Raw genomic sequence first — 12,593 nt, forward strand, 5'->3', positions numbered from 1 at the left:
TAATTCAGCCTGATCAATCCTCCAGTACATTACCAAAAATTGTGTTTTTCAGCAGCAAAGCGCCCAACAGAAAGCTAATGCCCCAGTATAAATACACACGGTAAAAATCCTGGATATCTTCATACACTCTGACGTGTACCGGAGCTTTTTCAAGACGGTTGATATGGGCAAATATGCGCTGCAGGCTCCGGGCGTCGGTAGCCCGGTAGAAACTACCATTTCCAAGGGTGGCAATGGTCTTTAGAATGCCCTCATCGACGGTTCCGGCTTTCACCGACGAAGCACGCCCGACCGCAATGGTGTAAAGACGCATTGAAAAGGCTCTGGCCAGTTTGGCAGCCGTAACCGGGTCCAGGTTTCCGGCCGTATTATCCCCATCGCTCAGGAGAATAATTAGTTTGCTCCGTTCTGATCCGGCCTGTTCAGCATCGGACCGCGTTGTATCGGCCGCTGTGGTAACTGGATCACGCATACGATTGATACACCGGGCCAGCGCATCGCCAATAGCCGTTCCCGAAGTCCGCACCATGCGCGTATTAAGCTCATTCAGGTACTGTTTCAGCAAGGTATAGTCGGTTGTCAGCGGACATAAGGAGAAGGCTTCACCCGCGAAAATCACCAGGCCTATTCGATCATTTTTGCGACTGTTGACAAACGCCTGGGCCACCCGACGGGCAGCGGCCAGCCGATTGGGGGGCAAATCGCTCTCATTCATCGACTCCGACACATCGATAGCCAGCATAATATCGATTCCTTCCGACTGCTCATCGCGCTGCTGTCGGACAATCTGTGGGCGAGCCAATGCGACCAGTAGCATAGCCACACCCACAAAGACACTGACAGGCAACAGATAGCGTAGCAAACTTAACCAGCGATCGAACGGACTGTCTGAACCTATACGTCTTTGTCGAAGCTGCCCAATCGAAATGTTCAACTGCTGCCGGGCATTTCGACCCAAATAGTACCGTAGGAAAAACAGCACCAGAATTCCCGGAATCAGCGAAAGCGCCAGTGGGTGAGCAAAGTGGTATTGTTGCCATTGCACCGAACGAAACCAATAAAGCGAATACCAGGGTTCCATACAGTCAGGCTATTGATGAGGTTTCGGTTGATGGTTCATTCATAGCCCCATTGGCATTGCCGTATCGCTGCAAACGAGCCTGCGCACGACGATACGTTTGTGTAGCGACTTCGCCCAGAAGGCGCAAAGCAGGTTGGGATTGGGGCGAAAACGAACCGCCATAAATCATTCGGTCGGCTTCCCGTAGCGCATCCGTTACACGATCATCAGCCATTTGCTCAGCTAGTTCAGGCGTTGTCATGGAGGTATACGGCAGAGAATCCAGCCGTTCCAGATAAACCTTCCATAAAACGATGGCCTGATTTGCCGTTTCGGAAGCCGTATATGAATTAATATTTCGGCAGAAACGGTTGTATTCATTCAAAAAACGAAGATGCTGCCGGTTGAGCTGATAGAGCCTCCATTGTCGGCTGATGGTTCGCCCAAACAGGGCATACACCAGGAAAGCCACGAAGCCTGCCAACGAAAACCCGGTGGCCAATGCCAGGTAATTAAACTGCTGTTGCAAGGTTGCCAGATCGGTTTCAGTAGCCAGTTTTGGTGTCGGCAAGCGAACAGAATCTGACTTAGCCAGGGGCAACTTCGACCGCAGAAATACCGAATCGACCCGAGACCAAAACGTTGTACAATCGGCATCACCAATGATTCGAATCGGTACCTTCAGGCGTTGAATCGTATCGGTCTCAAAGGAGATGAGTGTATATACGGCACTATCCCGGCTGACGGCCATAGCACCAGTACCTGTCGTTTGGGTTGGGAATACAACTACCTTTTCCACTTGATAAGGCGAAAAATGCTGCGCTGTATCCGGGAATAATACGTCCTTTATGGCAGGATGTCGATAGGTGAGCGAGTATTGAAATGGGCGACCTATCTCAATGCTATCGGCCAAAAAATACCCTTGCAATGGAACCTGTCGCAAGGATCGGTTCTGGGCCAGTGATACTCCGGGTTGCCCAAAAACCAGCAGGAACGCCAATAAAATGATTGTGCGATGAATATAAATCATTTACTTTCTCACCCGGAATAACTCAACAAGTTTTGGTACAAAATCCTCCTGCGAATCGAGGGCCAGGTAGTTGGCATTGTATTGCTTGCAGAGTCGCTCAAGCCGCACCTGATTCTGTCGAAACGTGTCATGCAGTCCATTCCGAAACGCAGCCGATGAGGTATTCACCCAGATCGTTCGCCCGGTCTCTGTATCATGCACAGGAATAATCCCCAGCCGGGGCAGCTTCACCTCCCGCTGATCGTACAAGTGAATAACGACCAGGTCATGCTTTTTCGCCAGTGCCTTCAGGTTATGTTCATATTGCTGATCAATGAAATCAGACAACAGAATCACTACACTCCTACGCTTCAGCGCATTAAGCGTAAACAGCAGCGCATCGGCAATACTGGTCCTTCCCGACTCCGGCTGTAGTTTATACAGGCTCATAATCAACTGATAGCCCGTTTTGAGGCCGTTGGATGGCTTGATGTATTTTTCTTTCTGGTCCGAAAAACAATACATCCCTACGTGGCTGGCTTCCCGAATGGCCGACAACGCCAGTACCCCACATACTTCTTTGGTAGCCGCCAGCTTGTCGCGATAACTTGGCCCCACCTGCTGGGAAGCACTCACATCGACCACAAAAAAAACAGTCTGGTCTTTTTCTTCCCGAAATACTTTTACGAACGTACCGTGCCCTTTGGATGACACGTTCCAGTCGATAGCCCGCACATCGTCGCCGTATTGGTAGGTACGTAAATCCGTAAATTCCAGACCCGTACCTTTAAACACCGACCGAAAACTTCCGCGCATCTGCGAATTAACCGCCTTTCGGATGCGGATGTCGAAGTTTCGGAGCCGTGCCAGGAATTCGTCCATAGATACCAGACGTTATGCTTTTTTAACAACCAATCCCGAACTTTGCCTGACGAGATCAGCTTACAAAGCTATCGTTTTTTCAGTATTCGGCTTACGCAACAAGTGCCTAAACCTCTAAACCAATCCATATGCATCGGAATCATTTTCAATCCTGTTGGAGGAATCTGTTGGTAAGCGGCTGGCTGATGGCTGCCTGTACGGCTCCTGAAGATGAACGCCCGGACAACCTGGTTCCGACCGATCGGATGGCCGATATTCTGACTGAAGTTCATCTGGCCGAAGCGCGGGTCAGTCGCATGGCCTTAACGTCGATCGACTCATCGAATATAGTCTATAAACGCCTGGAAAGCCAGATCATTAATAAATACCAGCTCGATACGGCCGTTTATCGAAAAAGTTACATTTTTTACTCGTCGCACCCGCGTGAGATGGAAACGATTTATCAGCAGGTCACCAAAAACCTGCAAAACATCATCAGTGGAAAAACTAAAAAGGCCCCTGATAACTCACACTGACCCGTATAGAGACTTACCTTTTTGTTCACTATTGATTAAACCCGGTCACCAACAATCTGGCAACTACTTTGGCAAACCCCAATGGGCAAAACAATTGATAACTACCCGCTTGTACAAACCGACCACTCCGGCCCGAAACCCAGTTCAGGAACAACAGTCGGTAACCAAAATCCTGATTAACAATTTTTAATGATTAATTTGTACAAAAAGCGTGGGTTTTGTTGTTGTACAGATAATCCCTCTCTAAACGTAACTAAGAAGCTGTGAAAGAACGTCTGGTCGTTATTCCTACGTATAATGAAATCGAGAATATCGAAGCGATTATTCGGAAAGTGTTCAGCCTGCCGGAGCCGTTCGATATTCTTATCGTCGATGATGGTTCACCAGACGGCACAGCTCAGTGCGTTCGCGATTTACAGCACGACTTTCCCAGCACAGGGCCTTCGCATCGGCTTCATCTGCTCGAACGACGTGGAAAGTTAGGGTTAGGAACAGCCTATATTGATGGCTTCAAGTGGGCCTTATCGCGCGGCTATCGGTATCTGTTTGAAATGGACGCCGATTTTTCGCATAATCCGGATGATTTGGTGCGGTTGTATCATGCCTGTGCCGATGAAAAACCCGACCGGGCCGATGTAGCCGTTGGTTCGCGTTACATCCGGGGGGTCAATGTCGTAAACTGGCCGATGGGCCGGGTGCTGATGTCGTATTTTGCAGGTGTGTATGTCCGATTTATCACGGGCATGTCGGTCATGGACCCAACGGCCGGTTTTGTCTGCTATCGGGCAGAAGTGCTCGAAGTTATCCTGCATAATCCAATCAAATTTGTTGGATACGCCTTCCAGATCGAAATGAAATTCACCTGCTGGAAATACGGTTTTCGGATTCAGGAAGTGCCCATCATTTTCACCGACCGCACAAAAGGAGTTTCCAAAATGTCGTCGAAGATTTTCAAGGAAGCGGTGTTCGGCGTATTGCAGATGAAGATCAGCAGTTTTTTCCGGCATTACATCCCCCGCCGGGAATCTGTAGCCAAAATGGAAGAGTCTGTTGATGCGATCTAGCCTAAGCTGACCGGGCGCCGTTTGGCTTAACCAAGTTACCAAACTAATCTTTATCTTTGGTAACGCGTCATTATTGATCTACTAAAACCCGATTCAGTAGTGTCGTCATTTGCTCAACGCAACTACCAGAAACCGCTCAGCGCGTGGTTGAGACAGGCCCCCACACGGGCCTCTGTTCCGGGCTGCCGATGAGCCGTTTTTGTCCTGGTTAGGCTATCCGTTTTCCTGATGAAACAAGGATTACTTTTCTTAGTATTTACGATTCATTGGTTTGCTCTATATGGGCAACGCACATTTGGTTCCGAGTGGATAAACCCCTCGCAGAAATACCTGAAGTTCTCTACCAATCAGACAGGCATCTACCGAATCACGTATGATGACCTTAAATCGGCTGATGCCTCTTTCCTTCAAACCAATCCCGCCAGCTGGCAACTCTTTTTCCGAGGGAAAGAAACAGCCATCCGTATCGTAGGCCAGCAGGATGGCACGTTCGATGCTCAGGACTATCTGGAATTTTATGGAGAAGGGAACGATGGGAGTCAGGATTCGCTGTTATACCGCCCTCAAAAGCGATTACATCCTTACCAAACCCTATTTTCCGACAAAACAGCCTATTTTCTGACCAGTTCGCCCGGACAAACCGGCAAGCGCGTAGCCGAACAAAACTCCTCAGCTCAGGGCCTTACTGCCGAAAAATTCCACGTTGAAGAAGCCGTTCGGGCTTATACGAGCGATTACACCTTCAACAACCTGAAAGGCATCGAACCCGTTCTTCAGCTAAGTTATTTTGAACCGGGCGAAGGCTGGTCGGGCCCATTACTGACAACCGATTCAACTGGTACCGTATCCATGTCCTTACAAAACCGGGTCAGTACGGTTTCCTGGCCCATCGTATTGGAAGGCATGGTCAATGGACGCGACAATACTGATCATCGAATTACGGTGGATGCCGGAAATGTCGCCCAAATAAATCCGTTGTTAATTTCTGGCTTTGCTTCCCAGACATTCCAGACCACAATCAATCCATCAGGACTTCAGAACGAACAAGTTACGCTCCGATTCAAATCGCAGAAAATCGATAATACGAATAACTTTTCGATCACCTACGTAAAAGTATCGTACCCACAGGCTACGGATATGGCGGGGCAATCGAACAAAGTTTTTCATTTGCCGCCGAACGCTCAATCCACGTCATTACTCGCTATCAAAAACGCACCAGCGGGAGCAATTGCCTACGACATTACGGATAAAGCCAATTGCCGATTTCTGGTTTTGCAGACAGCATCGGGCCAGCCGCAGGCCGTTGTCACGGGCATGAATCAAAAGCGGGATGTTTATGTATCGAGCCAGTTTCTCAAACCGTTGTCGATACAGACGGCCCGTTTTTCGACAAATTTTCCGTCATCAGCCACGTATCTTGTTGTTACGCATTCGTCCCTAAAACAGTCGGCCAGTACCTACGCAGCTTATCGGGCATCCGATGCGGGTGGAAAGCACATCCCTTTTATTGTAGACGCCGACTCACTCTACGACCAGTTTAATTATGGCGAACGAAGTCCGCTGGCTCTTCGGCGTTTTGCCGATTATATGCTGGCCAACACGGCTGTAAAGAACATGCTGCTGATTGGGAAGGCCTGTAGCTACCCCTATTATGTAAAAACCGCCCCTGACGACCTGGTTCCAACCATTGGCTACCCAGGCTCCGACATTTTATTAACTGCGGGCCTGGGCGGTTATCCAGTAAATACCCCCGCCATACCAACGGGTCGGCTGAATGTAACGACGAATGAACAGGTACTGGCCTATCTGGACAAAATAAAACAAGTTGAAAACCCAACCCAGAATGGTCTCTGGCGTAAACACCTCATTCATATCAGTGGGGGCAAAACGAAAGATGAAGCCCAGCGGCTCAGCAGTTCACTGGCCGGATTCGGCACTATAGCTACCAATGGGCTATTAGGTGGGCAGGTTTCCGTCTTCAGCAAGACCACGACAGCCGAGGTCGAAACCATTAATATCTCCCCTTTGGTGAATGACGGCGTTGGTCTGATCACCTTTTTTGGCCACTCGGGTCCTAATATAACGGACATGAATTTTGGCTATGCTTCTCCGCCAGACAATGGGTTGCATAACTCGTCTTTTCCGTTCATGATTTTTAACGGTTGCGGTGCCGGAGAGATTTTTTCGCGTTTCAATACCTTATCCACAGACTGGTTGTTGGCCCCTTCGAAAGGAGCAGCCGTCGTATTAGCGCATTCGTACTGGAGTTTTGAAGGACCTACCGCCTACTACCTTAACAACCTATATACCTCCCTTTTTACAGACGCCAGCACGCTGGGTATGCCCTTCGGGAAAGTGCAGCAACAGCTCAATACGACCATCCAGAAGGGAGCTTACGGCCCCTACGACGAATCTATATTACTGGAAATGGTTTTACAGGGCGATCCAGCTGTAAGCTTATACCCACTTCCCAACCCCGATTTCTCGATTGATTCAAAAGGTCTCTATATTCAGTCGTCGGTAGTAGGCAGTTCCATCAAAAGTAGTGATTCCATCCAGGTCGTTATGCCCCTAGCCAATCTGGGCAAATTCGTAGCCGGTCAGTCCGTTGTTGTATCGGTAAAGAAAACGGCCAGTACCGGAGGAGCCACCACCAATACACTCCGTTTCAATGCCTTTCGTTATCAGGATACGGTACGATATACCATTGTCAAAGACCCAGGTCTGCAAAAGATTGAGGTAATCATCGACCCAGCGAATCAGATCACCGAACTATCGAAAACCAACAACTCGGCAACGCTCACGATCGACTGGTCGCAGGCCGAAAGTGGCAATAGCTATCCCATCAAAGCCCTACCTGACCGCATAAATCCTGAGATCAATGTGTTTATTGATGGGGCTATCCGGCAGAACCGATCCGTTGTCGGGTTAAGTCCACGGGTCGATGTATTTATTCTGGACGAGAACCCCCTTTCCCGACAGGACACCAGTGCGGTAGATGTTTATTTGCGAAGTTGCGAAACCTGCGCTCCCCAGAAAATACCTGCTCAGCTCCTGTCGGTATCGGCTGTTTCGGCCAACCAGCTTCAGGTCACCACGCACTTATCGCTCAAAGCAGGCGGCACGTATCAGCTTATCGTATTCGGAAAAGATGCCGCTGGCAACCGGATTTCATCCCCTTATCGGCTCGACCTGGTTACGCTTTCGAACGAAGAGACCATCACCGTAAACACCTATCCGAACCCTGCCACCAGCTACGTCAAATTTGAATTAAATCTGAATGTAAACGATTTGCCCGTCGAATCCAGACTTATTATCTACAACCAGTCTGGTGTTCAGGTATTTAATAGCTTTGTCCCCGTTTCGACAGGCAAAAATCTGTTGCTCTGGCAGGGAGTTTCAGCGGGGATCTATCCGTATTCACTGCGTTTGACCTGGAAAGATGGGCGAACTGATGAACGAACCGGCAAAGTGATCTGGCAGCCTTAATCTACTTCAGTCGATTACTCGCTATCAATGACCATTTTTGTCGGCTACCTGCCGAAATGATGCCTTTACCAATACAATCGGGCGAAGACTGACAATAGGCCAGGGATGTATTTTCGCGGTATACCAGGCCAATATTCTGTGCATACACGCGGCTGTATTTTTGCTGATTAATCAGCGTTGAGTCATTCGTTCCCAGCACCGATACGGTATTGTCGAACGTTTGGCTACCTACTTTAAACGGGCTTCCTGCATTCTGATAGTGCAGCACAGTATCGGGGTTGGCATTGTAAGTATTCAGGTTCCAGTTTGTAGAAGCCGCAATCGGAAACAGCATCTGCACTTTAGGTACATTGTTGTCCTGGCTAATTACTTCTGAAAGGTTTTTATATACCGTACGAATCGCGTTGATTTGCCAATCCGATTGCGCTGATGGTTTGATGGATTCCTCGATCTGGTAAAATACCTGACCATTCTGCGTATAGGAATTACTAATTTTCTGCTGAATCTGATAGGTCCGTGTCGTTGGGGCGCTGGTCAGTGTATACGTCTCCTGAGTTACCTGATAAATCCAGTAATCACCTGTTTGAATCGGGAAATACGTCGAATCATCGGGGGTCAGGGATGTATCGGCCGATTGGCATCCAAAGCCAAGGTTGATCAGTACCAGCAGGCTAACTTGATAGAGGCTACTTTTTAAACACATGTGGCGGCTTTACAAAAAAATGGTCAGATCGCTCAGGCAAGCTGTCGCCCCGTTGTCAATTCTATAAATTGTGCCCAAGAACGAACCGAAAGCGAAGATACAAAAAGGGCCAGGTTATTACATTTTCAATACGAAACCATGAGCGGCATTGCGGGAATAATTCGATTTGATGGGCAACCGATTGATCCGGATGATCGATCAAACCTGACCAGGCTACTACACCATCGGGGTCAGCCGGCAAGCCAGATTGTTTCTCAGGGCGAGCTATTTGCCCTGGGAGGGACGGTTGAGACGAATCGACCCGCTTCCCTTTATGCGGTTTCGGATGCGGATGTATTCGCCAATACCATCCCGGAGAATCCATTCACCTCTGGCTATTTACAAAAGGGAACAACGGTATTCAATGACTTAAATGCCGATTTTGCCGCCGTACTTTGGGATGAGCGCAATACCCAATTGATCTGTGCCCGAGACCCTTTGGGTATTAAGCCACTCTATTATACGCACCAGCCAGGGCGTTTCTTCGCGTTTGCCTCCGAAATTAAAGCCCTCCTGGCCTTGCAGGATGTTCCTATAAAATCGAATCGCTATAAATTTAAAGAGTATCTGACCTGGTCTACGGTTTATGTACCATACAGTGCCGAAACGTTCTACGAAACCATTTATAGTGTTCTGCCAGGCCATTACGTATCCGTAAACCCACGGTCCATCCAGATTCATCCTTACTGGCAGCCTGCGCTGGGTCGTTTTGAGGGACTGGCAACACCGGAAGACTACAATTCCCTGTTTCAGCAACATTTCACGACGGCGATCCGGCATCGGATTCAGGGTAAACAACGAATAGGTTCGCATCTTAGTGGCGGGCTAGACTCTTCATCCGTCAGTTGTGTAGCCCAATCGCTCCTGCTGGCTCAGCAACGTCCAGCATTACACACGTTTTCCATCGATACCAATCAGCCATCGGCCAGTGAACAGGAGTATGTACAGGCGGTTGTTGACCAGTGGCAACCGAAACATACTACCGTTCGGCCGTTAGCCAATGTACTGGATGCCGTTCTGACCCTACATAAGCTATTCGACCGCCCCGAACACTTTATTATCCCTTCCAGCTTTCATTTGAGTGTTTCGGAACAAGCACAACAAATTGGCTGCGATTTACTGCTGACTGGTCATGATGGCGACAGTACAGCGCCAAACGGGTTTGATTATCTGGAGGCATTACTGACTGCAAACGACTGGGCAGCACTAGAAGAAGCGTGCCGCCAGATGGTAGCGGTACAAGGCTCTAATCTGACCTACCTGAGCGCCAACTGGTCGGCCCTAAGTGAGCAGATGAAGTACGAGAAATTTGTTATCTCCGTTATTGGCTCTGATCTAAAAAAACGCTTCAGAAATCAATCTGGCCCTTCATTTTTAAAAATGCTTATCCAGCAAAAGCGCTTTTTTGGCCTCTCCTCCAACACGATTCTCTCCTTTTTGATCAAACGCATCCAGAACCGATTAACCCATCAATCGTTGATAGATGATGCGTTGAATGCCGATTTTAAAAACCAACTGAAAAACCATCATCCCTCGTTATCGACCCAGAAACTCGTTGCCCAATTAACTACTGAACATCAGGCACCTTTTAATCAAATACTTCACACTACCAATGTCATCTGCAACGAACAGATGAATCACATCGGAGCTTACTACGGCCATACCTATTCTTTTCCATTTTTTGACAAGTCCGTAATTGAATTGGGATTGGCAACGCCTTTAGCAGTACATTTTAATCAGGGACGTGGTCGTGGACTTATTCGAAATGGTTTACGAACCGTATTACCGCAAGCTATTAGATCGAGATATACCAAAGCAAATTTCGTTGAATATGGCACCTTGTCGGCCCAACAATTATATACATCAGTCCGGGAACGACTTACATTACCCAACCATCCAATCTGGGAAATTGTAGACCAAACGATTTTTGAAAAGATTGTTGCCATTGTGTTTAGTTCCAGCTATCCAGCTACTAAAAAAACGCGCTATAATTGGCAACTAAGCCGAATCATTTACCTGGCACTTTGGCTCGATTCTCTGGATGCTAACTGAGGATCGTTATCGCTATTACGCTCTGCACCTGATGGGTTTGATCGATCAGGGAAAAATCGAAGTATAGATTGAAAGACTCGAACAAATACGGTTATAAACCCTAATTCTTTAGGGAAATAGATATATTTCTTTCCAACTTTGAAGAGGCTATACCGGAATAGTCTACTTTTGATAAACGAGCCCAAAACGTTCAGTTTACCTAAAAAATGGCTCTGTGCTCTAAAAAAGAGAGAAAATTGCTTTACAATTAAATAGCTTTTTTCATCCGTTTGGCTCTCCTTCCAGCTTTCTGCGTATCTGGAGGCCATCGACCTTACCTTTTCTGATTTAATCAGTGATTCAATTTGTGGAGGCAATACTAAACCCCAAATTGTATGGCACCAATATAGCCCCGAAAGAAAAACCTGTTTAAAACCAACCGAATCCAGTTCCTTTAACAGAGTCTCCCAATGTACAGGCTTATTTTTCAATAGAAAATATAAATCATTTATATAGTAGATGCGTTGCCAAACGTTGAAAACGCCATGATGCGCGACTAATAAAATAATATTTCGCTCATTTACCAGCGCTGGATTAGAGCGAATAAATGATAAATCAAAAAGCTTATAATAAATATTGAACCCTAAAATGTACCAGTGCAAATCTATTTCAAATGCATTACTACCAAAAAAGGGCTTAAATAAACTGACTTCGAATAAATCGGAAAGGACTGTTTCTCTTTTGTTTTGCCAATGAACGGCATGCTTTTTATTTAATTGATAGCCATACTGTTGAAAAAGATTTGTTGTTCGGAATACGTCTTCTTTATAGATTAATAAATCAATATCACCTGTACTACGTAGACTCGTATCTGGATAACAATTTTCAGCCAGATAGATGCCTTTTAAAGCTATATGATCAATATGGTTTTCGGTTAATAGCTTATCGACAGAATGATAATGATGAAGTTTTAATAAATTATCCGTTGCAGCCTCCCGGCAATCATTTTGCAGACTTGTGAGGAAGCGTTTTGGACAACCAGCGCTTTTTTGCAGTGCCTTGTACAGAAAAGGTTTTAGGCGATGGCGGTCTGCTAACTGATACAGTAATTCCCAGTCGATTGGATTCTTTTCTAAAAAATGGGTCAGCTCAGCCGTTTTCTCCTGATGTACATACAGTTCACATGCCATAAACAGAACCGTAATTTCTGGAGATTGATTAATATGCATTTGCTATACTTTTTTTAAACTATACAGCTAAACCTAACTGATTTTAATACACTGTTCCCAACCACAAACGATAATTGATAGTACGGCAACCGAATATAAGGCTAATCTAGATAAATGAAAAAAGCCTGGTGAGATCGTACGATCAGCACCAGGCTTTTTTCATTTCGGAGAAGCTCAGGGAAGCTATAGCCTCAACCGCCAACAAAGGTAGCCCCGAAACCATCGGTGGCCGAACCAATCTTCAGAGTGAGCTTCTTGACATTACCCAGCACATGNAGCTTGGGCGAGGTGTAGGCCTTCTTCGTGGAAGAGGGCACTGTATGGTTAGACTTTGAGTTCATGAAACAAGGAATTAAATGTGGTGAATTCAGTTGCTGAAAGCGNTNCGAGGAAAACCCCGAACCTATTCGATCACGATCCGATGTTTACGCGTCTGACCCCGCTCTTCTACCGTCAGAACGTACACACCCGTCGACAGCTTGCTGTCTGCTTTCAGCAACACATTATCCCCCTGAACCCCACTCTTCTCCAACGACACCGCATGACCATCCGTGCCGTAGAAGTTCAACCGG

The 12,593-nt window shown here is 47.1% G+C and carries 9 protein-coding genes; 4 read left to right on the plus strand and 5 right to left on the minus strand.

What is annotated here, in order from left to right:
* Positions 1-13: 13 nt before the first annotated feature.
* The 3 genes from B153_RS0122705 to B153_RS0122715 are packed head-to-tail and all read right to left on the minus strand — an operon-like array spanning position 14 to position 2,951.
* Positions 14-1,081 (minus strand): VWA domain-containing protein, encoded by a 1,068-nt coding sequence (locus B153_RS0122705; protein WP_020599049.1) that lies wholly within the window; start codon positions 1,079-1,081, stop codon positions 14-16.
* Positions 1,082-1,085: 4 nt separating this feature from the next.
* Positions 1,086-2,090 (minus strand): hypothetical protein, encoded by a 1,005-nt coding sequence (locus B153_RS0122710; protein ID WP_020599050.1) that lies wholly within the window; start codon positions 2,088-2,090, stop codon positions 1,086-1,088.
* A complete protein-coding gene (locus tag B153_RS0122715; protein ID WP_020599051.1) occupies positions 2,091-2,951 on the minus strand; it encodes a DUF58 domain-containing protein in 861 nt (286 codons plus the stop codon).
* 128 nt (positions 2,952-3,079) lie between these two features.
* On the opposite strand from B153_RS0122715, the gene B153_RS0122720 reads away from it, so the two are divergent.
* The 3 genes from B153_RS0122720 to porU2 all read left to right on the plus strand — a co-directional run bounded on the left by B153_RS0122720 (position 3,080) and on the right by porU2 (position 8,019).
* On the plus strand, positions 3,080-3,466 hold the full coding sequence (locus B153_RS0122720; RefSeq protein ID WP_020599052.1) for a DUF4296 domain-containing protein: 387 nt from the start codon (positions 3,080-3,082) through the stop codon (positions 3,464-3,466).
* Between the two features lie 263 nt (positions 3,467-3,729).
* Complete coding sequence (locus tag B153_RS0122730; RefSeq protein ID WP_020599053.1) at positions 3,730-4,530, plus strand: polyprenol monophosphomannose synthase; 801 nt, start codon at positions 3,730-3,732, stop codon at positions 4,528-4,530.
* Between the two features lie 228 nt (positions 4,531-4,758).
* Positions 4,759-8,019, plus strand: a complete 3,261-nt coding sequence (gene porU2 / locus B153_RS0122735; RefSeq protein ID WP_020599054.1) for a putative type IX secretion system sortase PorU2 — start codon at positions 4,759-4,761, stop codon at positions 8,017-8,019.
* Position 8,020: 1 nt separating this feature from the next.
* Here the strand turns inward: porU2 and B153_RS0122740 are convergent, their stop codons facing one another.
* Positions 8,021-8,722, minus strand: a complete 702-nt coding sequence (locus B153_RS0122740; protein WP_020599055.1) for a hypothetical protein — start codon at positions 8,720-8,722, stop codon at positions 8,021-8,023.
* Positions 8,723-8,860: 138 nt separating this feature from the next.
* Here B153_RS0122740 and B153_RS0122745 point away from each other — a divergent pair, with 138 nt between their 5' ends.
* Positions 8,861-10,813, plus strand: coding sequence for an asparagine synthetase B family protein (locus B153_RS0122745; protein ID WP_040761881.1), 1,953 nt, complete (start codon positions 8,861-8,863; stop codon positions 10,811-10,813).
* Here B153_RS0122745 and B153_RS0122750 read toward each other — a convergent pair.
* The gene (locus tag B153_RS0122750; protein WP_020599057.1) at positions 10,774-12,021 is read right to left on the minus strand and encodes a nucleotidyltransferase family protein; all 1,248 of its coding nucleotides are present in this window, start codon (positions 12,019-12,021) and stop codon (positions 10,774-10,776) included. The genes B153_RS0122745 and B153_RS0122750 overlap by 40 nt on opposite strands.
* Between the last annotated feature and the right edge of the window lie 572 nt (positions 12,022-12,593).

This window comes from Spirosoma panaciterrae DSM 21099, from assembly GCF_000374025.1.
GTDB lineage: Bacteria > Bacteroidota > Bacteroidia > Cytophagales > Spirosomataceae > Spirosoma > Spirosoma panaciterrae.

Coding starts and splice junctions, on each gene's coding strand:
- B153_RS0122705 (WP_020599049.1), bottom strand. CDS start 1,081: ATGGAACCCTGGTATTCGCTTTATTGGTTTCGTTCGGTGCAATGGCAA.
- B153_RS0122710 (WP_020599050.1), bottom strand. CDS start 2,090: ATGATTTATATTCATCGCACAATCATTTTATTGGCGTTCCTGCTGGTT.
- B153_RS0122715 (WP_020599051.1), bottom strand. CDS start 2,951: ATGGACGAATTCCTGGCACGGCTCCGAAACTTCGACATCCGCATCCGA.
- B153_RS0122720 (WP_020599052.1), top strand. CDS start 3,080: ATGCATCGGAATCATTTTCAATCCTGTTGGAGGAATCTGTTGGTAAGC.
- porU2 (WP_020599054.1), top strand. CDS start 4,759: ATGAAACAAGGATTACTTTTCTTAGTATTTACGATTCATTGGTTTGCT.
- B153_RS0122740 (WP_020599055.1), bottom strand. CDS start 8,722: ATGTGTTTAAAAAGTAGCCTCTATCAAGTTAGCCTGCTGGTACTGATC.
- B153_RS0122745 (WP_040761881.1), top strand. CDS start 8,861: ATGAGCGGCATTGCGGGAATAATTCGATTTGATGGGCAACCGATTGAT.
- B153_RS0122750 (WP_020599057.1), bottom strand. CDS start 12,021: ATGCATATTAATCAATCTCCAGAAATTACGGTTCTGTTTATGGCATGT.